The 23,783-nt window shown below is 68.8% G+C and carries 22 protein-coding genes; 15 read left to right on the top strand and 7 right to left on the bottom strand.

Annotated elements, in window-relative coordinates; genetic code table 11:
- Positions 1-19 precede the first annotated feature (19 nt).
- Both BJ987_RS35480 and BJ987_RS35475 read left to right on the top strand, forming a co-directional pair.
- Positions 20-1,330 (top strand): MFS transporter, encoded by a 1,311-nt coding sequence (locus BJ987_RS35480; protein WP_209897390.1) that lies wholly within the window; start codon positions 20-22, stop codon positions 1,328-1,330.
- A gap of 37 nt (positions 1,331-1,367) precedes the next feature.
- Positions 1,368-2,984, top strand: coding sequence for an AMP-binding protein (locus tag BJ987_RS35475; RefSeq protein ID WP_209897389.1), 1,617 nt, complete (start codon positions 1,368-1,370; stop codon positions 2,982-2,984).
- Here BJ987_RS35475 and BJ987_RS35470 read toward each other — a convergent pair.
- Positions 2,944-3,942 (bottom strand): EamA family transporter, encoded by a 999-nt coding sequence (locus tag BJ987_RS35470; RefSeq protein ID WP_209897388.1) that lies wholly within the window; start codon positions 3,940-3,942, stop codon positions 2,944-2,946. The genes BJ987_RS35475 and BJ987_RS35470 overlap by 41 nt on opposite strands.
- A 38-nt stretch (positions 3,943-3,980) precedes the next feature.
- Between BJ987_RS35470 and BJ987_RS35465 the strand changes: the two genes are divergently transcribed.
- The 3 genes from BJ987_RS35465 to BJ987_RS37930 all read left to right on the top strand — a co-directional run bounded on the left by BJ987_RS35465 (position 3,981) and on the right by BJ987_RS37930 (position 6,048).
- A complete protein-coding gene (locus tag BJ987_RS35465; protein WP_209897387.1) occupies positions 3,981-4,511 on the top strand; it encodes a CGNR zinc finger domain-containing protein in 531 nt (176 codons plus the stop codon).
- Between the two features lie 65 nt (positions 4,512-4,576).
- Positions 4,577-5,899 (top strand): bifunctional o-acetylhomoserine/o-acetylserine sulfhydrylase, encoded by a 1,323-nt coding sequence (locus tag BJ987_RS35460; RefSeq protein ID WP_209897386.1) that lies wholly within the window; start codon positions 4,577-4,579, stop codon positions 5,897-5,899.
- A 20-nt stretch (positions 5,900-5,919) separates the two neighbouring features.
- Complete coding sequence (locus BJ987_RS37930) at positions 5,920-6,048, top strand: hypothetical protein (protein WP_281070407.1); 129 nt, start codon at positions 5,920-5,922, stop codon at positions 6,046-6,048.
- Here the strand turns inward: BJ987_RS37930 and BJ987_RS35455 are convergent, their stop codons facing one another.
- Genes BJ987_RS35455 through BJ987_RS35445 form a run of 3 tightly spaced genes read right to left on the bottom strand, consistent with a single transcriptional unit; the run spans position 6,049 to position 8,814 of the window.
- The gene (locus BJ987_RS35455; protein ID WP_209899648.1) at positions 6,049-6,861 is read right to left on the bottom strand and encodes an MBL fold metallo-hydrolase; all 813 of its coding nucleotides are present in this window, start codon (positions 6,859-6,861) and stop codon (positions 6,049-6,051) included.
- 55 nt (positions 6,862-6,916) lie between these two features.
- Positions 6,917-7,897 carry an alpha/beta hydrolase gene (locus tag BJ987_RS35450; RefSeq protein WP_209897385.1) on the bottom strand — a complete coding sequence of 327 codons (981 nt, stop codon included), beginning with the start codon at positions 7,895-7,897 and terminating at the stop codon, positions 6,917-6,919.
- Positions 7,898-7,923: 26 nt separating this feature from the next.
- The gene (locus BJ987_RS35445) at positions 7,924-8,814 is read right to left on the bottom strand and encodes an alpha/beta hydrolase (RefSeq protein ID WP_245366277.1); all 891 of its coding nucleotides are present in this window, start codon (positions 8,812-8,814) and stop codon (positions 7,924-7,926) included.
- A 95-nt stretch (positions 8,815-8,909) separates the two neighbouring features.
- On the opposite strand from BJ987_RS35445, the gene BJ987_RS35440 reads away from it, so the two are divergent.
- Positions 8,910-9,950 (top strand): helix-turn-helix domain-containing protein, encoded by a 1,041-nt coding sequence (locus tag BJ987_RS35440; protein ID WP_307869854.1) that lies wholly within the window; start codon positions 8,910-8,912, stop codon positions 9,948-9,950.
- A gap of 83 nt (positions 9,951-10,033) precedes the next feature.
- On the opposite strand, the gene BJ987_RS35435 is transcribed toward BJ987_RS35440, so the two are convergent.
- Entirely contained in the window at positions 10,034-10,519 is a 486-nt protein-coding gene (locus tag BJ987_RS35435; protein WP_209897383.1) for a nitroreductase family deazaflavin-dependent oxidoreductase, read from the bottom strand.
- Between the two features lie 109 nt (positions 10,520-10,628).
- On the opposite strand from BJ987_RS35435, the gene BJ987_RS35430 reads away from it, so the two are divergent.
- A complete protein-coding gene (locus tag BJ987_RS35430) occupies positions 10,629-11,309 on the top strand; it encodes a TetR/AcrR family transcriptional regulator C-terminal domain-containing protein (protein ID WP_209897382.1) in 681 nt (226 codons plus the stop codon).
- 156 nt (positions 11,310-11,465) lie between these two features.
- On the top strand, positions 11,466-12,434 hold the full coding sequence (locus tag BJ987_RS35425) for an Acg family FMN-binding oxidoreductase (protein ID WP_209897381.1): 969 nt from the start codon (positions 11,466-11,468) through the stop codon (positions 12,432-12,434).
- Here BJ987_RS35425 and BJ987_RS35420 read toward each other — a convergent pair.
- Both BJ987_RS35420 and BJ987_RS35415 read right to left on the bottom strand, forming a co-directional pair.
- Positions 12,428-13,084 carry a response regulator gene (locus BJ987_RS35420; protein WP_209897380.1) on the bottom strand — a complete coding sequence of 219 codons (657 nt, stop codon included), beginning with the start codon at positions 13,082-13,084 and terminating at the stop codon, positions 12,428-12,430. The two genes, BJ987_RS35425 and BJ987_RS35420, sit on opposite strands and share 7 nt — an antisense overlap.
- 607 nt (positions 13,085-13,691) lie before the next feature.
- Positions 13,692-15,581, bottom strand: a complete 1,890-nt coding sequence (locus BJ987_RS35415; protein ID WP_209897379.1) for a helix-turn-helix domain-containing protein — start codon at positions 15,579-15,581, stop codon at positions 13,692-13,694.
- 103 nt (positions 15,582-15,684) lie between these two features.
- Between BJ987_RS35415 and BJ987_RS35410 the strand changes: the two genes are divergently transcribed.
- From BJ987_RS35410 to BJ987_RS35380, 7 genes are all read left to right on the top strand, one after another.
- A complete protein-coding gene (locus BJ987_RS35410) occupies positions 15,685-16,809 on the top strand; it encodes a zinc-binding dehydrogenase (protein ID WP_209897378.1) in 1,125 nt (374 codons plus the stop codon).
- Positions 16,806-18,245, top strand: coding sequence for an NAD-dependent succinate-semialdehyde dehydrogenase (locus tag BJ987_RS35405; protein WP_209897377.1), 1,440 nt, complete (start codon positions 16,806-16,808; stop codon positions 18,243-18,245). Before BJ987_RS35410 ends, BJ987_RS35405 begins: the two co-directional genes overlap by 4 nt.
- Positions 18,246-18,304: 59 nt before the next feature.
- Entirely contained in the window at positions 18,305-19,162 is an 858-nt protein-coding gene (locus BJ987_RS35400) for an alpha/beta fold hydrolase (RefSeq protein ID WP_209897376.1), read from the top strand.
- A gap of 22 nt (positions 19,163-19,184) precedes the next feature.
- Entirely contained in the window at positions 19,185-19,907 is a 723-nt protein-coding gene (locus tag BJ987_RS35395) for a MerR family transcriptional regulator (RefSeq protein WP_209897375.1), read from the top strand.
- A gap of 245 nt (positions 19,908-20,152) precedes the next feature.
- On the top strand, positions 20,153-21,244 hold the full coding sequence (locus tag BJ987_RS35390; protein WP_245366276.1) for an ROK family protein: 1,092 nt from the start codon (positions 20,153-20,155) through the stop codon (positions 21,242-21,244).
- 27 nt (positions 21,245-21,271) lie between these two features.
- On the top strand, positions 21,272-22,771 hold the full coding sequence (locus BJ987_RS35385; RefSeq protein ID WP_209897373.1) for a sugar ABC transporter ATP-binding protein: 1,500 nt from the start codon (positions 21,272-21,274) through the stop codon (positions 22,769-22,771).
- Positions 22,768-23,781, top strand: a complete 1,014-nt coding sequence (locus BJ987_RS35380; RefSeq protein WP_245366275.1) for an ABC transporter permease — start codon at positions 22,768-22,770, stop codon at positions 23,779-23,781. The genes BJ987_RS35385 and BJ987_RS35380 overlap by 4 nt, the downstream gene beginning before the upstream one ends.
- Positions 23,782-23,783 lie beyond the last annotated feature (2 nt).

Raw genomic sequence — 23,783 nt, 5'->3', positions numbered from 1 at the left:
CGTTGAGAAGAGGATCCACATGACAAGCCTGTCGCCACCCCAGGCACCGGTGACCGTACCCGGCACGAGTGTGCGCCGGGTGGCTGTCGCGAGTTGTATCGGCACCACCATCGAGTTCTACGACTTCTTCATCTACGGGACCGCCGCCGCCCTGGTCTTCCCGAAGGTGTTCTTCCCGGCACTCGGATCGACCGCGGGCACCGTCGCCTCCTTCGCGACCTTCGCGGTCGCCTTCTTCGCGCGCCCGGTCGGGGCCATGCTGTTCGGGCATTTCGGAGACCGGCTGGGCCGCAAGAAGACCCTCGTCTCGACCCTGTTGCTGATGGGTGTCTCCACCTTCCTGATCGGGTTGCTGCCCGGTGCCGGCACCCTCGGTGTCGCGGCGCCGATCATCTTGGTGCTGTTGCGGTTCGGACAGGGGTTCGCGGTGGGCGGCGAATGGGCTGGTGCCACGCTGCTGACCGCCGAGTACGCACCACCGGGCAAACGAGGTCTCTACGCGATGTTTCCGCAGGTCGGCCCGGCCTTCGCTTTCCTGTTGTCCAGCGCGACCTTCCTCGTCACCGGCGCGGTGCTGGGCGATACGAACCAGGCGTTCCTCGACTGGGGCTGGCGGATCCCGTTCCTGTTCTCCATCGTGCTGGTCGGCATCGGGCTCTACATGCGACTGGCCATCGAGGAGACGCCGGTCTTCCGGGCGAATGCCGCCGCGGCGACAGCGCCCACCCGCCTGCCGTTCCTGGACGCGCTGCGTTGTCAGACCCGGGAGATTCTGCTGACCGGCGGCACGCTGGCCATCCAGTTCGGCTTCTTCTACATGGGTACCGCGTTCCTGGCCAGCTACGGCACCAAGACGCTCGGCTTCACCCGTCCGTTCGTGCTGACGGTGGGCATCGCGTCGGCGCTGGTGTTCGGTGCGGCGATCGTCGTCTCGGCGCTCTATTCCGACCGCATCGGCCGGCGCCGCGTGGTGCTGTACTCCTCGGGCGCGGCGGTCTTCTGGGCGCTGCTGTTGTTCCCGCTGCTCGACACCCGATCGCCGGTGGCCTTCGCGATCGGCATCGCGGTCACGCTGGGCATTTTCGGCCTCGCCTACGGCCCGGTCGGCGCGATGCTGCCGGAGCTGTTCGAGACCCGCTTCCGCTACACCGGAGCCGGGCTCGGCTACAACCTGGGCGGCATTCTTGGTGGCGCCATTCCGCCGCTGATCGCCGCGCCGCTGGCCTCGGCCTACGGCAGCAACGCGATCGGCGTGCTGCTGGCCGGTATCGGGCTGCTGAGCTTCTTTTGCACAAAGGCGTTGGTGGAGACCAAAGACAAGGCACTGTAACCGTATTCGCTCGTCCCGTTCGATCAGGAGAGAGACCATGACCGACCCCGCCGTCCGCGTTCAGCAACTGCTCGAGGAGTACGGCACACCGCAGGCGTGCGCCGCCGAGCTGCTGTGTGACCGGCACCCGGCCGACGCCGTCGCCTTTACCATCATCGAAACTGATTTGACCGCAACGGATCTGACGTTCGGTGAACTGCGTGAGCGGTCCACTCGATTCGCGGCGGCGCTGGCCGGTCTCGGTGTCGAGCCGGGCGACCGGGTCGGTGTGCTGATGGGTAAGTCCGCCGATCTGGTGACCGTGCTGCTGGGTATCTGGCGGCGGGGTGCGGTGCATGTGCCGCTGTTCACGGCGTTCGCCGCACCGGCGGTCGCCTTCCGGCTGACCTCGAGTGCGGCGAAAGTCGTTGTCGCCGACGCCGACCAGCTACCCAAGCTGGCCCCCGGCGCGGACTTGCCCGCGGATCCGGCGTGGCGGGTGATCGTGGCGGGAACGGCCGCGGGGGAGCTTACGGTCGGCGACCTGCTGCCGCGGTACTCCGCCGACGACCCGCGGGGCGCGGCGGTGGCGGTGGGGTCGGACGGTCTGCTCGTCCAGCTGTACACCAGCGGCACCACCGGCACACCCAAGGGCGTGCCGGTTCCGTTGCGGGCACTGGCCAGTTTGCAGCTCTACCAAGAGTTCGGACTCGATGTCCGGCGCGAGGACGTGTACTGGAACATCGCCGACCCCGGCTGGGCGTACGGGTTGTATTACGCCCTGCTGACGCCGCTGGTGACCGGAATGCGCAGCCTGCTCGTGCATTCCGGCTTCTCGGCCCCGCTGACCTGGCAGGTGCTGGAGCGCTTCGGCGTCACGAATTTCGCGGCCGCACCCACCGTGTACCGCGCGCTGCGGGCCGACAGTGCCGCCGCCCCCACCGGTTTGACGCTGCGCCGGGCGTCCGCGGCGGGTGAACCGCTCACCCCGGACATCCCGGCCTGGTCGGTCGGGACGCTGGGCCTGGCGGTGCGCGACCACTACGGCCAGACCGAGACCGGCATGCTCATCGCCAATGCCTGGCAGGACGATGTCCGCACCGAGACTCGGCCCGGCTCGATGGGGCAACCGCTACCCGGCTTCACCATGGCGATTCTCGCCGAGGACGCCGATCGCGTGCTCGGCCCGAAGGAGCAGGGTCGCGTGGTGGTCGACACCCTGCGGAGCCCGGGGATGTGGTTCGCCGGTTATGTGGACGCGCCCGAGAAGACCGCGTCCCGCTACGCCGGCGACGGCCGCTGGTACCTCACCGGCGATGCGGGCATGGTCGACGAGGACGGCCACTTCTACTTCTCCGCCCGCGACGACGACGTGATCATCATGGCGGGCTATCGGATCGGCCCGTTCGACGTGGAAAGCGTTCTCGTGATGCATGATTCGGTGATCGAAGCCGCGGTCGTCGGCATGCCGGACGAACTGCGCGGTGAGGTGATCGAAGCGTTCGTGGTGTTGCGGGAGGGGGCCGAACCCGGGCCGGCGCTGGAAACCGAACTGCGGCAGTTGGTGAAGACGAAGTTCGCTGCCCACGCCTATCCCCGCACGGTGCACTTCGTCGACAGCCTGCCCAAGACCCCTAGCGGGAAGGTTCAGCGGTTCCTGCTGCGGCAGCGCTGATCTCGGGCTGCGCCGCACGCTGGTCCGCCGTGCCGAGTTCACCGCGGCGGACCACCACGACGCCGATGAGAATCAGTGCGCCGCCGAGCAATTGGATCAGCCGCGGCGCCTCGCCGAGCAGCAGCCAGGCGAAGCTCAGGGCGGCAAGGACTTCGAAGAGGGCGACGAAGGAGGCCAGCCGGGAGCCGAGCAGGCGGGTGGCGGCGATGCCGGAGACATAGGCGAAAGCCGCGGTGACCACACCGAGGGTGAGCACCGGAACCCACCAGCTGACCGTGAAGTCCCGGAACACCACGGGAGCGGTGCCGAAATGCAGGGGGACGATGCCGAACGCACCCGCTACCAGCAAGACGAGCCCGCCGACGAGCAGCCCGCCCGCGGCCAGGACGGTGCCGGGCAAGGTGCCGTCGCCGTGCGCCGAGAGCACGAAATAGGCTGCCGCGCCGATCATCGCGGCCAGCGCCCAGGCGATCCCGATCCAGCTGGCGGCCAGACCCGAGCGCAGGTCGATGACGAGCACCAGGCCGGTGAGCCCGATCAGTCCGCCCACGACCGTGCCCGCACCGGGGCGTTCGCGGTGCCGCAGCCACAGCCAGGCGACGACCGGAATCGGCGCGGTGTATTCGATCAGCAACGCCACGCCGACCTCCATGTACCGGACGGCGTTGAAATACGCGAGTTGCGTGCCCGCGACGGCGAGGAGTCCATAGGCGGTGATCAGCGCGGCGTTGCGGCGCAGCAACTGCCAGTCGCCGCGCAGCTGAACCACCGCGATCGGCAGCAGGACGGCGGCGGCCACCAGCACGCGGACGGCGACCGCGGCGGCGGCGCTCCAGCCCGCGTCCAGCAAACCGCGAGCCAGCGAGCCCGACAGGCCGAACGACGTCGCGGAGGCCACCGCGATGATCAGCCCGGTGCGCAACCGCTGAACATTTCTGTCATGAGTCATCGTCGCCATGACTAATGACGCTACGAGCGGGTTGGTAATATGTCAACATGACTTTTGCTCATGACACCGAAGCGTCGCTGATCGCTGCGGTGGAGCTGGTGAACACGGCCGAGGAACCGGATACGCTGACCGAGATCGCCCACCTGGACCGGTTTTTCGTTCGGCACGGGTACACCGGCACGCACGCGCGCACCGCCGCCGAACTCGCCGAGGTCCGTGCTTTGCGACCGTCGCTGCGCCGTCTGCTCACCAGTGACCGGGACGCGGCGGTGCACCTGGTGAACGAGACGCTGGCCGAGCATCGCGCGCTACCCCAGCTGGTCCGGCACGGCGAGGTCGACTATCACATCCACGCCGTGCCCCCTGACGCACCGCTCCCCGTGCGCATCGCCGTGGAGACCGCCATGGCCCTGATCGATCTGATCCGATCCGATGAGATGAGCCGGCTGTCGGTCTGTGCCGACGCCGCCTGTGCCGGCATCGTGCTGGACCTGTCCCGGAATCGGTCCCGCCGCTATTGCAGCACCGCCTGCGGCAACCGCAACGCCGTCGCGGCCTATCGCGCCCGGAAGAAGTAGACGCCGTTGGATTCAGTACGAGCGAAACTCTCCCGGAGCGGCGGTTTCCTCTCTAACGTCGGGGAATGACCGAACCGACCCCCGCGAACGATCCCACGGCCGACTGGAGCTTCGAGACCAAGCAGATCCACGTCGGTCAGGTCCCCGATACCGGCACGCAGGCGCGTGCGCTGCCCATCTATCAGACCACCTCCTACACCTTCCGCGACACCGCGCACGCGGCGGCGCTGTTCGGTCTGGCCGAGCCGGGCAATATCTACACCAGGATCGGGAACCCGACACAGGACGTGGTCGAGCAGCGGATCGCCGCGCTGGAGGGCGGCGTCGCGGCGTTGCTGCTGGCCTCGGGCCAGGCGGCGGAGACCCTCGCGATCCTGAACATCGCCGGGTCGGGCGATCACATCGTGTCCAGCCCGCGCCTCTACGGCGGTACCTACAACCTCTTCCACTACACGCTGCCCAAGCTGGGCATCGAGGTGTCCTTCGTCGAGGACCCAGACGATCTGGCGCAGTGGCGTGCGGCGGTCCGGCCGAACACCAAGGCGTTCTACGGCGAGACGGTGTCGAATCCGCAGAACCATATCTTCGACATTCCGGGTGTCGCGGAGGTCGCGCACGCCGCCGGGCTGCCGCTCATCGTCGACAACACCGTCGCCACACCGTATTTGATCCAGCCCCTCGCGCACGGGGCCGACATCGTCGTGCATTCGGCGACGAAGTACCTCGGCGGGCACGGCACGGCGATCGCGGGCGTCATCGTCGACGGCGGCACCTTCGATTGGACTGTGCGCGAAGGCGATTCGCCGCGTTTCCCGGGGTTCGTCGAGCCGGACCCGAGCTATCACGGCGTCGTGTACGCCGAGTTGGGCCCGCCGGCCTACGCGTTGAAAGCGCGCGTACAACTGCTGCGGGATCTGGGCGCGGCCGTCGCGCCGTTCAACGCCTTCCTCATCAGCCAGGGCCTGGAGACGCTGAGCTTGCGGGTGGAGCGTCATGTGAGCAACGCGCAGGCGGTCGCGGAATTCCTGCGCGACCGCCCGGAGGTCACGTCGGTCTCCTACGCGGGTCTGCCCACCTCGCCGTGGTACGAGCGCGGAAAGCAGTTGGCGCCCAGGGGCACCGGCGCGGTCATCGCCTTCGAACTGGCGGGCGGCATTGACGCGGGCAAGAAGTTCGTGGACGCTCTCACCCTGCACAGTCACGTCGCCAACATCGGTGATGTCCGCTCCCTGGTCATCCACCCGGCCTCCACCACCCACTCCCAGCTGACCCCGGACCAGCAGCTCACCTCCGGGGTCACGCCGGGCCTGGTGCGCCTCGCGGTCGGCCTCGAGGGCATCGACGACATTCTCGCGGACCTGCGCGCGGGATTCGAGGCGGCGCACTAAATTCGGAGGCGACTCGCCTGGTGCGGACCTCGAGCTCCGACTTCGGACCGCCGCTGCGCTGGCTGGTGGAGCCACCGCTGCGCCAGCGCGGCACGGCCGAGGTGCACGAAGAGTTCCGGCTGGCCGAGGCGTACCTGGCGCGCGCGTAGTCAGGTCAGATGGTCGAAATCGCCGCGTACCCAGGCGATGTAGCGTTCGGCTGAGCGGCGCACGGTGGCGCGGGCGTCGCCGTCGATCGTTTTGCCGAAATTGTCGTAGAGGCGGTCGAATTCGAATTCCTCGACCGCCTTGGTGACGCGTTCGACGACGCCGGGGGAGAGCGGGATGCGGTTGGGGTAGCTGCGCATGAAGGCGACCGACTCGCGGTCCGGATTGGCCTGGACGGTGTCGGCGCTGAACAGCACGCCCCGGCCCGCCGCGCCCGCGGCCCAGTGCAGGACCGCGCTGCCCGGGAAGTGTCCGCCGAGCTGGCGCAGGGTAACCCCCGGGAGCAGGTCGACCTGCCCGGACCAGGGCCGGATCGCCTTGTCCGGGCGGGCGACCCACTCCAGATCCGGCTCGGCGACCAGCACCGGAACCCCGCCGAGGGCGCGACTCCATTCGACCTGCACGCCGTAGTGGTGCGGATGACTCGGCACGATGGCGACGACCTCGCCGAGCTCGAGGACCAGCCGGGCGGCGTCGGGATCGACATATCCGGTGACATCCCACAGCACGTTGCCCGCGGGGGTGCGCACGAGATGCGATTCCTGCCCGATGCCGAACTGTGGTTCTACCGTCAAGCCGAACAGGTCCGGTTCCAGCTCCCGCAGGGCGACCGTATGGCCTTGCGCCGCAAGCGCTTCGAGGGTGACCCAGTGCTGGCCGTCGGCGGGCATCCACTGCCGTTCGTCAGCACAGATACGGCAGAGCTGTGCCGCGGCTTCGTGTTCGACTGCGCAGGTCCGGCAGATCTTCCACATCGTCACCCCCATGTTTGTACACCCGGGGGTGCCTCGGCGCAGCGAAACCCGGTGCTTATCCCGGTGTCGGGCGCGCCCGCTCCAGCACGTGGTTACGCAGGTAGCCGAGGATGTCGGCGCGGGCGGTCCGCGCCGCGGGGACCAGCCTCGGCATGCTGAGGAAGGCGTGCGTGGCTTCCGGGTAGCGCGTCAGCGTGACCTCGACTCCGGCAGCGCGCAGCCGATCCGCGTAGGCGGGCGACTGGTCCTCCAGGGTGTCCAGCCCCGCGGCGACGATGCAGGCCGGGGCTAGTCCGGAGAGGTTCTCGCGATACAGCGGTGACATCGACCGTGCGTCGAAACCCGCGGGCAGGGCGAATCGCTGTACCGCACGGCAATTGCCGGGAGTAGCGGTCGGCGCGTCCGCGTTCTCGGTGAACGAGGGATACCGGAACACCTGCTCGGTCCAGTCGACCTGTGGATTGATCAAAACCTGCGCGCGCACCGGTATGCCCAGATCCTGCGCACTGATCGCCGTCAGCGCGGCGAGCGTGGCGCCCGCGCTGGACCCGAGCACGACGACCTGGTCCGGGTCGCCGCCCCACCGCGCGGCCTGTTCGACCAGGCTCGTCGTCGCGTCGTAGGCATCGGCGACCTGGGCGGGCGCGGGGTGCTCGGGTGCCAGCCGATAGTCGACCGAGGCGACCACGGCAGGCAGCCGCGCCGCCAGATGGCTGAGCAGCCAATCGTCCTGTGCCGGTGTGCCGCTGATGAATCCGCCGCCGTGAAACGCGATGATCAGCGGTAGCGCGGAGCCGCCCGCCGCGGGCCGATACAGCCGGACGTGCAAACGCCGCCCCGGCAGCTCCAGTGCCTCGGTGCTGATCCGGGTGCCGCGGTCGACCGTGCCGAGGATGAACGTGCCCAGCGCGGTGCCGAGCTTGCGGTCCTGCGCCGCGCGGAGCTCGATGACCTGCTCTGATGTCATCGAATCCCAGTCCACCTTCGGCGCGAGTGCGGCCAGCAGTCGCATCTTCCGGGGAATTGTGCCTCGCATGATGTGCCTTTCGGTCTCGTGGTGATTCAGGCCAGCGCGCGGCGGAGCACCGCGGCCAGTTCGGCGTTCTGCCGCTGGGAGATCTCGGCGGAGAGGATGACGTGCGATCCGTGGAAGGTGCCGGGCCACTGATGCAATTCGACCGGCACGCCCGCCCGCAGCAAGCGCAGTGCGTAGTCGATGCCCTCGTCCCGATTCGGGCAGAACTCCGCGGTGGCGATATAGGCGGGCGGCAGGTCGGACAGGTCGGTGGCGCGCGCCACGGCGGCATACGGGGTAGCGGGCGTGGCGGCCAGATAGTGCGCCCACATCTGCGTGATCTTGTCGCGAGTGATGAACGGTGTATCGATGAAATTCGTTGCCGACCAGGTTGTTTGACGGTCGTCGAGCAGCGGTTGATGCAGCAGCTGGAACCGGATCGGCGCGCTCTGCTCATCGCGCACCCGCAACGCCACCGCCGCAGCTATCCCCGCGCCGGAACTGTGCCCGCCGATCGCGATGCGTCCCGGATCCAGACCTAGTTCGTCCGCGTGCTCGGCCACCCAGAGCACCGTCGCGTAGACATCGTCGTGCGCGGCGGGAAACGGGTGCTCCGGGGACAGCCGGTAGGCCACGGAGATGACCGTCACGCCGGCATTGCGGGCGAGCGCGCCGGCCCAGGGATGCTCGGTCTCCAGGTTGCCCATCGCGAACCCGCCGCCGTGCAGCCACACGATGGCGCCAGCCGAGTCCTGCGGCCGGTAGATCCGGACCGGCACCTCGGGCTGGGCCGGGACCGAACGGTCTTCGATGTCCAGCCCGGTGGTGTCGACCGGGATCGACGCGGTCAATTCGGCGAGCACCTTGCGCGCGGTCGGCGGGTCGGACAGGTCGGCGGGCGGGAACAAGGCGGTGAACGGCTCTAGTTCGGGATCCATGCCTATCATCGTCGCCGTCCGCGAGCCGCGAAGCGCCCGCCGAACGTCGCGCATTCGCACCGTGCCGCGCGACGATTGCCGCGTACCGTCGAAGCGTGGATGCGTTGATCGTGCGGCTGTCGCAACTGGATACCGAAGCCGAAGGCGCGCTGCGTGTGGTCTCGTTCTACGACACTCTGCTGCGCCGCCGGGTGGATCTGCCCGCGCTCGCCCGTGCGTCGGCCAACCTGGCCGAATGCGTGACCGGCATCCGGCTGGCGGGCACCGGCCGGGTGATCCGGTTCGCTCCGGACGGCCGGGAGGTCGATGGTCCGCCGCCGGTCGCGTCCATGACACTGCCGATCACGCTCGACGACGAAGAGATCGGCAGTGTGTGGCTCGAGCGCGGCGAATCGTCGCGTGCGCTGGACGAACTGCTGCTGGACCGGCTCGCCATCACCACCGCGGCCGTGGTCGAGCGCTACGGCCCGGCGCGTACCACCATGGCCGACCCGGCTCTGGTCGAACTGGTCATCAGCGCCGGCGCCGATGCCGCGGCCAGGGGGAGAGCGTTGCGGCTCTTGGGTTTTCCGGCCGAACTGCCGGTCCGCGTCATCGCGGTGCGCGCGCGGACTCCGCTCGACCGGATCGGCGGCCTGATCTGTCCGGCCCGCCCGGTGAAAGCCGCGACGGTCGGCGATGTGGGTGTCATCCTGGCCGCGGCGCTGGACGACAGGCGATTCCCGGACGACGTCCACGCGGGCATCGGCAGCTCAGCGAGCCCGGAAACATCCTGGTACGAAGCGCGTACCGCGCTCCGGTTCAGCACGACCCGCCAGCCGATCGTGCACTACGACAGCCTCGGTGTGCTCGCGCTCCTCGCACACCTCCCCGCTTCCACGCTGCGGGACAACGCGGATGTCGGCGCGATCGCCGGAATCGCGGGCAGCCCAGACGATCTCGACACCCTGGAGGTCTACTGCCGCACCGGCTCGCTGCGCCGCGCGGCCGACCTCCTGCACCGGCACCACAGCAGCGTCGCTCGTCGCCTCGAATACTTGGGTAAGGCAATGGGTTTCGAACTCGGCGAGCCCACGGGACTGTTGCGCGCCCGGCTCGCGCTGACCGCATGGCGGCTGTCGCACAGTGGAGAGTAGAGCCGCCTTCTCGGTGTCGGGTAGGTAGTCGACGTCGGACCGTTTCGTGCGGACCTGTGGTAATCACCTACGTACGCATGCCTTTACGCCGCGGCTGTCACGTGCAGGCGCAGGGCGGCGTCGACGCCGAACAGCAGGCGAGCCAGGCGTTCCGGTCGGGAGAGGTGCCGGGCGACCGAGGCGGCCGAAACCACTTCCGGATCGGTGGCGCGGTAGGGCACGCCTTCGTGGACAACCTCGGCCGACCCGGCGGCCAGCACATTCTTCAGCCAGTCCGGGTTGGTTCCGTAGGGCAGCAGGATGACGAACTCGTCTCCGGCTTCGGTCACGCCGATCGGGGTCGCATAGGCTTTCCCGCTCGATCTGCCCCGGTGCCGGATGACCGACGACGTCGCGCCGGGCTGACCGGCGGTCTTCATGTTGTGCCGGTTGGTGAAGCGTCGATTGAAGCGGCGGACGGCCGTGAGCGCCGGGCGGTAGCCGGTGCGCATCGCCACCACCAGGAACAGGAGGCCGGTCAGCACCAGTGCCACGGGCGCTCCGACCGCGATCGCAATCCAGAACCACATGATCACACCATCCCTCTTACGTTGTAAGTCTTATCTCGTAAGGGAAGCATTACAACGTAAGGCTGTCAAGAGCGGGCATCCTTACCTCGTACGGTAAAGTTGGCCCGCGATGGTTACCGATCAACGACCTCGCCTGAGCCGCGAACAAATCCTGCACACCGCCGTCGCCCGCGCCGACCGCGACGGGATGGAAGCGGTCACCATGCGCAGCGTCGCCACCGATCTCGGGGTCGAGGCGATGTCGCTCTACCACCACGTGGCGAACAAAGCCGAACTCCTCGACGGGATGGCCGAGGTGGTGATCGGCGCGATCAACGGTGTGGTGGAACCGCTCACCGCCGAGTCGCCCGCCGACTGGAAACCGGTGCTGCGCCAGCGCATCCTGCTCGCCCGCGAGGTCCTGCTCCAGCATCCGTGGGCACCAGTGCTGATCGGAACGCGCTCACCGATGACGCTCTCGCTCATCACCTACTTCGACGCGGTGATCGGGTTGCTGCGCACCGGCGGTTTCTCCTACGATCTGGCCCACCATGCCTTGCACGCCCTGGGCAGCCGGGCGCTGGGGTTCACCCAGGAGCTGTTCGGTTCCGCCGGGGAACAAACCGACGCGGAAGCCACCGCCCAGCTCGCGGCCATGGCCGACCAGTTCCCCAATATCGCGGGCATGATCGCCGACGAGCCGCACGACGACGGCGAACCGAAACTCGGCTGGTGTGACGACCAAACCGAGTTCGAGTTCGGTCTCGACCTGATTCTCGATGGTCTCGATCGAATGCGGGAGCGGTTCTGAGCCGCGGATCTCCTCCGGCCGGACATTCGGCCTGAAGATTCGGGACCTTCGGATCGGTGCCGGCCCGCCGGTATGCGCGCAGACTGGGCTTCGGTGGCACGGTCCGTCGCGCGATCCGAGTGCGCACGTGCACCGGAAAGGACGGCAGTCGACCATATGACCTCCGCGCAGCCGGACTCCGAGACCCTGCACAACGCCATCGCGATGGCGGTCCGCGCACCATCGGTGCACAACACCCAGCCCTGGCGCTGGCGGCTCACCGGCCACTCGGTGGAGCTCTACGCCGATCCCGACCGGCACCTCAGCGCTACCGACCCGCAGCGGCGTGGCTTGGTGCTGAGTTGTGGCGCGGCGCTGCATCACTTCCGGGTGGCGCTGGCGACGCTCGGCTGGTCGGCCGAGGTCACCCACCTGCCGGATCCTTCCGACCCCGATCATCTCGCCACCATCGAATTCACGCCGCGGCAGCCGACGCAGACCGATGTCGATCTCGGCGCGGCCCTGCTGCGCCGCCAGTCCGACCGCCGGAGCTACAGCGACTGGCAGGTGCCACCGGGATACCTCCGTACGATCGCCACGCGTGCCACGCAATGGGGTGCGGTGGTGCGGCATGTCCCCGGCACACTGCGCGCGAGTCTCGCCCGCCCGGCCCGTGAAGCCGTGCAGCGGCACGCCGACGACATCGAGTACCAGCGCGAACTCGCCGCGTGGAGTGGGCGACACGGCTCGAGCGACGGAGTGCCCGCAGAGAACAGCCCCCGACCGCACCCGAGCGACCAGATCCCGGTGCGCGCGTTCACCGAGCCCGAGCTCGCCGACCGGGTCAGCGATCCCGACGCCGCGGAATGGCTGGTGGTCTGTACGGCCGCCGACGATCGGAAGTCGCGGCTGCGCGCGGGTGAGGCGATCAGCGCGGCGTTGCTCACCGCGACCGACCTCGGGCTGTCGACCTGCCTGCAGACCGAGCCGCTCGGCCTGCCCGAGCTCCGAGCCGATATCCGGACCCATGTGCTGTACGACTGCGCCTATCCGCAGGCCATGCTGCGGGTCGGCTGGGTGTCGTCGGATGCGGAACCCCTGCCGCCGACGCCGCGCCGGCCGGTGCACGAGGTGATCGATCAGTAGTCGTCGCGGCCCTCGGGCAGCCCGAGTTTGGTCGCGAGTACGGCAGCCTCGGTGCGGCCGCCGACCTCCAATTTCGACAGCAACTGGGACACATAGTTCTTGACGGTCTTCTCCGACAAGTACATTCGCCGAGCGATCTGCCGATTCGTCAAACCTTCACCGAGCATCCCCAGCACGGTGCGCTCCCGATCGGTCAACGACGCCAGCGGACCGTGCTCGGCCGCCGACTGAGTGCGCACTTTCGTCATCAGGGCGGCGACAGCACGCTCGTCCAGCAGCGAACGCCCCTGACCGACCGCCCGGATCGCGTCGACGAGTTCATCGCCCCGGATGTCCTTGATCAGGTAGCCGCAAGCGCCGGCCAGCACCGCGCCGATCATCGACTGCTCCTCGAAGAACGACGTCAACATCACGCACCGCAACCGCGGCGTCACCGCGAGCAGGTCACGGCACAACTCGACACCGCTGCCGTCGGGCAGCCGGATATCGAGCACCGCGACATCAGGCCGCAACGCCGGCACGCGCCGCCGCGCCTCCGCACAACTCGCCGCCTCACCCACCACCTGCAGGTCGGCCTGGTCGTCGATGAGGTCGCGGATACCGAGACGCACGATCTCATGGTCGTCCACCAGGAACACCGTCGTCGCCACCGCAGCACCTCCTCTGTCCCCTGCGGAAGCCTCGGCTTCCACTGACAGCGTTACCACAGGACGTCAGGCTGAAACGAAGCCTGTCTACATGCTGGAGATTTGCTGTCGGCTCGGACTCATCGCTGCTCGACGGCTTGGTCGGCGCGCGACGGCAGTTGCAACTGTAATCGGGCTGGTTGAGGCAACATTGATTTGGTCGTTCCGCGCCGAGGTATGCGCACGGGGGTGGACGGCTAGGTCTCTGCTGGTTCGCGGTTCGGTTGCGATTCAGTTGCTGAATCGGCGGCCGTCGCCCGTCGCAGTCCTGACTGGCCAAATGGGCTGCGGCGTCAACTCGATCTGGGAACGGATGATCAGCGCTGGCTCGTGAGAACTGCGGCCTCGCCGACCACTGACCGAGAGTATCGGGCAGAGACAGTCAGGGCCGCTGCTCCCTCAGCGTGACCCGAGCGGCGATCCATTGCCCAACCGAGATCCGCGCTCACGACCTGTGGGCGACAGGCCATCGAGCCGCTATGCGCCATTGCCGACGTTCCCGGTGCTTGTGGCTGGGATGCCCGATTTTGGGCGCTCAGTTCGGGCTACCCGTCGTCCCCAGGGCAAACGCTCAGTCGAGTCCGCTACCGGCCAACTTCCAAACGCGCACGGCCAGATGAATTTCCAGCCGTCGCGGCCCGTCGAGCCAATCCTCGCCGAGCAGGCCACCGATGCGCGTGAGGCGCTGGCGCACGGTATTGCGGTGGATGAACAGCTCTTCGGCCGTGCGGGCGATGTTGGCGCCGAATTCTAGGTGCGCCCAGGCGGTTTCGGTGAGCGCGGTGCGGTGCTGGGCGTCGTAGTCCAGCAGGGGCTGGATTTCGGTCAGCGGACTGAACGCGGGGTCCAGGGTGTGTGCGGCGTCGAGCAGTAGGCCGACCGCGCCGAGACGGGCACCGTCCAGCGAAGCTCCGGTGCGGCCCAGCATCAGCAGGGTCGCGAGGGCGCGGCGAGCCTGCCGGTAGGACGCGCTGAGCCGATCGAATCCGGTTGCGGGGCCAGCGAATCCGAGGGTGGGCGGGCTGGGTTCGTCGGCCAGGGCTGCCCTGATCCGCTCGGCCACCGAACCGTCATCGGTCGCGACCACGCAGAAGTCGTCGTTGTAGCGGGCGATCAGGGCGCGCGGCGTCTGCACGGCCGAGCGCAGCCGGGCGGCCATGCGCCGCTGGTCCGCGCCCGGAGCGGCGAGGACGACGACGGTGAGATCGTCGGTCGGCCGCAGCCCGAAACGACTGGCCCGCTGGCGTTTTCGATCCGTCGAAACTTCGCGCCCGGAGAGCAGATCGTCCAGGACCTCTATCTGTAGTTGCTGGGCCGCGTCGTGTGCGGCCCGGTCGAACAGACGCAGGATGGTCAGAAAGATGGACAGTCGTTCCACCAGCCCCGCGGGCAGGTCCGGCAGGCGATCCGCCAACACGAGCGTCGCCAGATGACCGCCGGCGGTCCGGGCCGGCACCAGCAGGAAAGTGTCACCGCCGGAATGACATTCGCGGGGCTCGCCGGTCGCCGCCGCCATGCGCAGGGGACCGGCGAGCGCGCCGGTCGCCAGCTCGCTGACGCGCGCGGCCCAGTGTTCGCCGCCCCGGGCCGCGAGCACCCCGTCGGCCGCGTCCAGGACGGCGACCCGCGACGCCACGATGTGCCGGGCCAGGTCGGCGAATGCCTCGTAACCGCCACCGCCGATCACTGTTTCGATCAGTCGCCGATCCAATGCCATCAGGCTTTGCAATTCCGACATCTCGTGCTGTCGCGAGGCCTGCTCCTGGCCGAGTCGTTCGAGCGCGCCGCGAATGGCGGAGAACCGCTCGGCATTGTCGAGTGCCACCGCCGCGTGCTTTCCGATCGTGTCGAGCAGGTCGACGGTTTCGGCGGGGTAGTCGCGGGGTGTGCGATCGGCGACGAGCAGCGCGCCGATTGCCTTGCCGTGCAAGTACATCGGGACGCCGAGGATGGAGCGGACCCCTTCGGCGCGCACGATCGCGTCCACCTGGGGCAGATGGATGATTTCGGGATCGCCCAGATAATCGGCGCTCTGGTAGGACGTCACCCCGGCCGCCGCTCGCCCGACCACGCCGGTGCCGATGGGCATGCGCAGCATCCGGTACGCCTCGGTCACCACACCGTCGGACTTGCGGATATAGGTCTCGTCGCTGGCGTGATCGTTGAGGCTGAGATAGGCCATATCGCTGCCGGACAGGGTGCGGGTGCGTCCGACGATGGCCTGGAGGACGGCTTCCACATCACGGATGCCGGTGAGGTCGGTGGCGGTGTCGTGCAGCGCGCGCAGCACTTCCTCGCGGCGGCTGCGTTCGGCCACCCGTAACCAGAGGTCGCGGGCGGCGGCTCCGGCGGCGGGGGTGAGATCGCCTCCGGCGACGGCGGCCGCGACTTTCGCCTCCAATTCGTACTGCGGGATCCCGGCGTGGATGCCCTCCAGGATCGCCGAGACGGCGGAATCCATACCGCTCCTCGCTCCTGTTGTGTGCGGTATGACCTGCACATTGCCAATGTTATATGCAGTCTAGCCATACCTCGGAGTCCATCTTTCGCCATAACCTCGGCGCATGCAGATCACCGGAGCCGTGCTCGAGGAGATCGGGCGCGACCGCCCGTTCGCGGAGACCAGACCGATCACCATCGCGCGTCTAGAACTGGGCGAGCCGGGCCCGACCGAACTGCTCGTGCGGATCGAGGCAGCGGGCGTGTGCCACTCCGACCTCAGCGTGGTCGACGGGAATCGGGTTCGGCCGGTGCCCATGCTGCTCGGCCACGAGGCGGCGGGCATCGTGGTCCGGACCGGCTCGGGCGCAACGGATCTGGCTGTCGGCCAGCGTGTGGTCATGTCGTTCCTGCCGCGGTGCGAGCAATGCCCGGCCTGCGCCGAGGGCGGTCGGCTACCGTGCCCGGCGGGCAGCCGGACGAACAACGCGGGCGAACTACTGCACCATCGCGGGCATCTGTCCCGCGACGGCGAGCGAATCCACCACCACCTCGGTGTTTCCGGCTTCGCCACGCACGCGATCGTCGATCGCGCCTCGGTGGTGCCGGTCGATTCCGACGTGCCACCGGATGTGGCCGCCCTGTTCGGCTGCGCCGTGCTGACCGGTGGTGGCGCGGTGCTCAATGTGGCCCGGCCGGGGCCGGGTGACGATGTCATGGTCGTCGGTCTGGGCGGGGTGGGCATGGCGGCCGTGCTGGTGGCCAAGGCGCTCGGCGTGCGACGGGTCATCGCGGTGGACTCCCTGCGCGCGAAAGCCGAGCAGGCCCGTACGCTCGGCGCGGACCTGGTCTACACACCGGATGAGCTGTCGGAGAAGGGCATTCGAGCCCGCTACGTCATCGAGTGCGCGGGCCATCCGCGTGCCTTCGAGACCGCGTACGCGGCGACGGCCGTCGGCGGCACCACCATCACGGTGGGCCTTCCCGGCCCGGACGCCTTGGCGTCGATCTCGCCGCTGACCTTGACCGCCGAGGCGCGCACGGTCGTCGGTAGCTATCTGGGTTCAGCGCTGCCGTCCCGCGACATCCCGCGCTATGTCCGCATGTGGCGCGACGGCCTGCTGCCCGTCGAACAGCTGATCTCGGATCGGATCGAGCTGTCGCGGATCAACGAGGCCATGGATCGGCTGGCCGACGGGCGCGCGATCCGGCAGATCATCACCTTCGACGAAGTGGAGACAGCCCGATGACGGCGTTGCTGGACCTGCCGGCCGGTCATTACATCGATGGCGAGTGGGCCGGGGGCGCGGCGACCTTCGCCGTGGAGAACCCGGCCACGGGGGAGGTGATCGCCCAGGTCGCCGATGCCGACGCCGAGGTGGGCCGCCGGGCGCTCGCGGCCGCGGTAGCCGCACAGGAGGCCTGGGCACGGACGAGTCCGCGCGCCCGCGCCGATCTGCTGATGAACCTGTTCCAACTGCTGCACGAGCGGGCGGGCCAGTTCGCCGCGTTGATCACCGCGGAAATGGGCAAGCCGTTCGCCGAAGCGCGGGGCGAGGTCGCTTACAGCGCCGAGTTCTTCCGCTGGTTCGCCGAGGAGAGTGTGCGGTCCGGCGGCGCTTATCGGGTCGCCCCGTCGGCGGCTCGGCGCATCATCACCATGAAGCAGCCGGTCGGTCCGGTCCTGGCCATCACTCCGTGGAACTTCCCGCTGGCCATGGGTGCCCGCAAGATCGCCCCGGCGCTGGCCGCGGGCTGCACCATCGTGCTGAAACCCGCGCCGCAGACCCCGCTGACCAGCCTCGCCCTGATGGCGCTGCTGGACGAAGCGGGAGTGCCCGCGGGCGTGGTGAATTGCGTGACGACCTCGGACGCCGCGGCCGTGTGCGGACCGTTGATCGCCGATCCGGCGCTGCGCAAACTGACCTTCACCGGCTCCACCGCGGTCGGTAGGACACTGCTCGCGCAGGCGGCGCAGCGTGTCCTGCGTACCTCGATGGAGCTGGGCGGCAACGCTCCCTTCGTGGTGCTCGCCGACGCCGACCTGGACAAGGCCGTGGCGGGCGCGGTCGAGGCCAAGATGCGCAACTCCGGTGAGGCCTGCACCGCCGCGAACCGGTTCCTGGTGCACGAATCCTTGGCCGACGAATTCGCCGACCGGCTCACCGCGCGGCTGTCGGCCCTGCGCGTCGGCGACGGGATGACACGCGGCACCCAGGTCGGTCCGCTCATCGACGCGAACGCCGTAGCTTCCGTCGAAGAACTCGTCGACGACGCCGTGCGGCTCGGCGCCCGCGTACGCACCGGCGGTCATCGGCGGCCCGGCCCGGGTTACTTCTTCGAGCCGACCGTGCTGACCGGCGTTCCCGCGGCTGCCCGCATCCTGCAGGCGGAGATCTTCGGGCCCGTCGCGCCCATCCGCACCTTCGCCACCACCGCCGAAGCGCTGGCCGAGGCCAACGCCACCGCCGCCGGGCTCATCGGCTACGTCTACGGCGAAAACCTCGGCCGGACACTCGCTTTCGCCGAGGGCCTGCATACCGGCATGGTCGGGGTGAACGAGGGCGTCATCTCCGACCCCGCCGCACCGTTCGGCGGCGTCAAGGAGTCCGGGCTGGGCCGGGAGGGCGGCGCGGAGGGACTCGACGAATATCTCGAGACCAAGTATGTCGGTCTCGCACTCTGAACCGAGCACCGTGATTCGAGTTTGACCCTGACGCTGCGTCAGGGTTGCACTCTTGCCCGATGACCAACAACCTCACCATCGCTCCGCCGATCGGCGGATTCCAGGAGATCGACGGCCGCCGCGTGTTCGTGCATCGGTCGGGCCGCGGCGGGCCCGCGGTCGTGTTCCTGCCGGGAGCAAGTGCGGTCGGACTGGACTATTTCGGTGTGCAGCAACAAGTTTCGCAGTTCACCACCGCGGTGGTGTATGACCGCGGCGGCAGCGGCTACAGCGACCCGCTCCCGGTGCCGCGCACCGCCGCCGCGGTCGCCGGACAACTGCGAGAGTTGCTGCGGGCACTGGGCATTCCCGGTCCGTACGTGCTGGCCGCGCACTCCCTCGGCGGCTTGTTCGCGCATCGTTTCGCACAGCTCTACCCGCAGGACGTGGCGGGCCTGGTCTGGCTCGACGCCGTGCACCACGACTGGGATGCCTTCATGCCGGCCGAGGCGAGCCTGGCCGCCGCCGAACGCCAAGCACCCGACCTGGCGGAACTCCGGCGCATGCGCCCGGAGCTGCGCCGGATGCACGCCGAATTGCTCGCCGGGTATCCCGAGCCGATGCGGCAGCCGCTGCTCGAGGCCAAGGTCAGCGACGCGTGGTTGCGGGCGGGCATCGCCGAGCGTGGCGCGTTGGTCGATCTGGCCACCGAACTTCGAGCCGGGCCGGGCCTGCCCGACGTTCCGTTGGTCGCGCTCACCGTGGCGGCGGACCTGCGGGAGCCGAAGGCGCGGCTGGACGCGGCGGTGGTGCACGGGGTCGTCCGCGGCGAACAACGCCTCGTTTCCGACACCTACCACCACCGGCTCTGCTTCGACCGGCCCGATGCCGTGGTGCAAGCGATCCGCGACGTGATCGACCAGGCCGGTCGCCCTTAGACTCGCTGCGAGGAGGTGCACGGTGCTGACGATCAGCCAGCTGGCGGCCGCCGCCGGCGTGACCGTTCGCACCGTTCGGCACTACCACCAGGTCGGCTTGCTCCCGGAGCCCGAACGCGACGCCTCCGGCTACCGCCGCTACAGCGCCCAGGCGGCGGTGGATCTGATCCGGATCCGGACCCTCGCCGACGCCGGTGTCCCGCTCGCCCGGATCGACGCGCTGCTGCATGCCGGTCCGGCCGAATTCGCCGCGGCCGTAGCCGATATCGACGCCGAACTACAGCGCAAGGTCGACCAGCTCACCGAACACCGCCGCCGTATCGCCGATTTGGAAAGCGGCGAGCGCCTCGTGCTGCCGCCCGAGGTGATCGCCACCCTGGACCGCATGCGTGGCTTCGGCGTCAGCGAGCAGCGGGTCCGCCTCGAGCGTGACGCGTGGATTCTGGTGCGGGCGCTGGACCCCGGCTCGCTGCCACGGCGGGTCCGCGCCAAGAACGCCGGTCTCGACGACCCCGAGACGATCCGCCTACTACTCGCCTGTGACGAAGCGGTCGACTGGGGTCCCCACGACCCGCGCCTCGACCAGCTCATCGACGACCTGGATGCCTGGGAGCGGAAAAACCGTGCCGCCACCCGGACCGGCGACCAGGAACTGGTCTTCGCTCGTATCTCGGAATCGTCCCCGGCCTGGCAGCGCATAGTCGACGCGCTCGCGTACCGCGCCGAGCGACGCCGCGCGGAATAGCTGAACTCGTACTCGGAAGCCTCGAGCTGACACTTGACCTCCACTTTGTCTCGCTACAGAACAAACTTCGTCGGAATCTTTCGAAAGTCGGGACAGCGCGCGGCAAAAGGAGTTCAATCGCGGTATCCGTTGGAAAGAAGGACCGGATGCGGATCGCGGCGAGACCCGAAAACACCCACCAGGTACGGCTTTTGCGCCTGCTCCGGGATCGGGGGCCGCAGTCCCGATCGGAACTGGGACATCCGATGGAGTTGTCCAGATCCAAGCTCGCGGTAGAACTCGATCGGCTGGCCGAACTCGGACTGGTCGAGGCCGGCGGGCTCGCCGCATCCAGCGGAGGCCGGCGTTCGGCGATCGCCCGGCTGGCCTCGGGGCTGCGCTTCGCCGCGGTGGACATCGGCGCCACCTCCATCGATGTCGCGGTCACCGACGGCGAATTACGGGTGCTCGGACAGCTTTCCGAGCCCTGCGATATCCGGCAGGGTCCGGCGGCGGTGCTGGAGCGGGTGCTGGATCTGCTCGGCAAACTGCGCGACGAACATGTCGGGGGCGCTCGGTTGCACGGAGCGGGCGTCGGCGTGCCGGGTCCGGTGAGTTTCCGCGAAGGGATGTCGGTGACACCGCCGATCATGCCCGGGTGGCATCGGTTCCCGGTGCGTGAGGCCCTCGCGCAGGAGCTGGGGTGCCCGGTGCTGGTCGACAACGACGTGAACATTCTCGCCCTGGGCGAAATGCATTCCGGCTCAGCGCCTTCCGTCGAGGATTTTCTCCTGGTGAAGATCGGCACCGGCGTCGGCTGCGGCATCGTGGTCGGCGGTGAGATCTACCGCGGCGTGTCCGGCAGCGCGGGAGATATCGGCCATATTCGCATCACGGACGACGGCCCGGTGTGTGCCTGCGGCAATACCGGATGTCTGGAGGCCTACGCGGGCGGCGCGGCGCTGGCCCGGGAAGCGCTGGTGCACGCGCGATCCGGCCGTTCGGCCTTTCTCGCCGAGCGGCTGGCCGCATCCGGCACCTTGACCGCGGTGGACGTCGCCGAGGCGGCCGCCGCCGGAGACCCGGTGGCAGTGGGCATGATTCGCGACGCGGGCGCGCACCTCGGCACGGTGCTGGCCGGACTGGTGAGCTTCTTCAATCCTGGACTGGTGGTGATCGCCGGGGGCGTCACCGGATTCGGCCACCCGCTGCTCGCCGAGATCCGCAGCGTGGTCTATCGCCGGTCGCTGCCGCTGGCCACCGGCAATCTGCCGATCGTGCTGTCCGAGCTCGCCGGGGTCGGCGGGCTGATCGGCGCGGCGCGGCTCATCAGCGATCACGTTTTCAGCGTCGCCTGATCGGCGGCGACGGCGAGGAGGCCGACCATGGACACCGTGCTCACCATGCGGGGCATCGTCAAGGAATTCCCGGGGGTGCGTGCTCTCGATCACGTCGATCTCGACGTGCGGGAGGGAGAGGTGCATTGCCTGCTCGGACAGAACGGTGCGGGCAAGTCGACGCTGATCAAAGTGCTCTCCGGTGCGCATCAGCCGGACGAAGGCGAAATACGCTGGCGCGGTGCGCCGATGCGGCTGTCCGGTCCGGCGGCCGCCACGCGGATGGGCATCGCCACGATCTATCAGGAGCTGGATCTGTGCGACGGATTGAACATCGCCGAGAACATCTTCCTCGGCCATGAGCACGCGCGGGCCGGTTTCACCCGCCGAGCGCCCGCCGCCCACGCGACCACCGAATTGCTCGGCCGCCTCGGCCATGCCGAATTGCGGCCGGAGACGGTGGTCGGAACCTTGCCCGCCGCGGCCAAGCAGGTGGTCAGCATCGCGCGGGCATTGTCCTACGACGCGCGTCTGATCGTCATGGACGAGCCCTCCGCGGCACTCGGTAACGACGAGGTGGACAACCTGTTCCGGATCATCGGCCAGTTGCGCGCGGAAGGCGTTGCGGTGGTTTATATCTCGCACCGGCTCGAAGAGATCCGGACGATCGGCGACCGGATCACCGTGCTCAAGGACGGCCGCACCGTCGCCACCGGACTGCCCGCGAGCACGACGAGCACCCAGCATGTGGTGTCGCTGATGACCGGCAACGGTGATCTCCAGGAAGCCGCGGCGCGCTCGTCGCGCGCCACCACCGCGGCGGTGCTGCGAGTGACGGGACTCGGTCTCACCGGCCGGTTCCACGATGTGTCGTTCACCGTGCACGCGGGGGAGATCGTCGGATTGGCCGGACTCGTCGGCGCGGGTCGCTCGGAAATCCTGGAGTCGATCTACGGTGCGCGCCGCCCTTCGGCGGGTCAGGTGCTGGTCGACGGCCGTCGGCTGCGCCCCGGCAGCACCCGGTCCGCGGTGTCCGCAGGGCTCGGTCTGGCCCCCGAGGAACGCAAATCGCAGGGTCTGTTCCTGCTGCAATCGGTGGGCCGCAACATCTCCGCGGCCGCGCTGCCACGCTATTCCCGCCTGGGCTGGTTCGATCGGCATCGCGAACGGGCCGACACCCGCGCCGCGAGCGCCCGGGTCGGGATTCGCCCGGCCGACCCGACGCACCCGGTGCGGGAACTCTCCGGCGGCAACCAGCAGAAGGCGATCCTGGCCCGCTGGCTGCTCGACGACGCCCGGGTGCTGCTGCTGGACGAACCGACCCGCGGCGTCGATGTCGGCGCCCGTGCCGAGGTGTACGCGCAAATCCACCGGCTGGCCGAGCTGGGCGTCGCGGTGCTGCTGGTTTCCAGCGATCTGCCCGAACTGCTCGCGCTGTCGGATCGCGTGCTGGTGCTGCGCGACGGCGAGGTCATCCACACGGCTCCCGCCGCCGAGCTCACCGAACACGATGTTATCGCCATGATCATGGAAGGGAGCGCGCTATGAGCGAGCTTCAGGCGAAAGTAGTTGCCCCACCGGGGGATCGACCGAGTCGGCCCGCTACCCGGAAGGGCCGCCGCGAGGTGCGCAAACACGCCACCTTGGTGATCGCGCTGGTGGCGTTGGTGGCGGTCGGTGCGCTGACCAAGGGCGAGGATTTCCTCAGCACCAGCAACCTGATCACCATCCTGACCCTGGCCTCGGTGATCGGAGTGGTCACCGTCGGAATGACCTTCGTGATCATCGGCGGCGGCATCGATCTGTCGGTCGGTGCGATCATCGCGCTGGCCTCGGTCTGGTGCACGACCACCGCGACGCAGTCCTACGGCGTGGTGGGAATGGTGTTCTGCGCCTTGGCCGTCGGCGCCGCCTGCGGCTTGCTGAACGGGGCGCTGATCGCTTACGGCAAGCTCGTGCCGTTCATCGTGACGCTGGCGTTGATGGTGGCCGCGCGCGGGCTGGCCGAGGAGATCTCGGGGCGGCAATCGCAGTTGGTCACCACCGATCTGCTGGCCTTGGCGCAGGAGCGGGTGCTGGGCATCCCGCTGCTGGTCTATCTGTTCCTCGTCGTGGTGGCGATCGGCTGGATTCTGTTGGAGCGCACCACTTTCGGGCGGCGCAGCTTCGCGGTCGGCGGCAACCCGGAGGCCGCCCGGCTGGCCGGTATCGACGTGCGGCGGCACACGCTGCTGCTGTATGTGATCTCCGGACTGTGCTGCGGAATCGCGGCGATCATGCTCACCGCGCAGACGACCACCGGGTCCAGCACCAACGGGCAACTCTACGAATTGGACGCGATCGCCGCGGTGGTCATCGGCGGCACCCTGCTCAGCGGCGGATTCGGCACCATCACCGGGTCGATCCTCGGCGTGCTGGTCTTCACCGTCATCGAGGATCTGTTCATCCTCAACAACCTGGCGCAACCCATCCAGGCGATCGGCAAGGGCGCAATCATCATCGCGGTCCTGCTGTTCCAGCGCTTCGGCCGCGCACGGGCCGTCCCAACTCTCACTTGAGA

The organism is Nocardia goodfellowii (assembly GCF_017875645.1).
GTDB classification, from domain to species: domain Bacteria; phylum Actinomycetota; class Actinomycetes; order Mycobacteriales; family Mycobacteriaceae; genus Nocardia; species Nocardia goodfellowii.
Note: the sequence above shows the minus strand (reverse complement) of the source record. Positions and strands in the feature narration are given on the sequence as shown.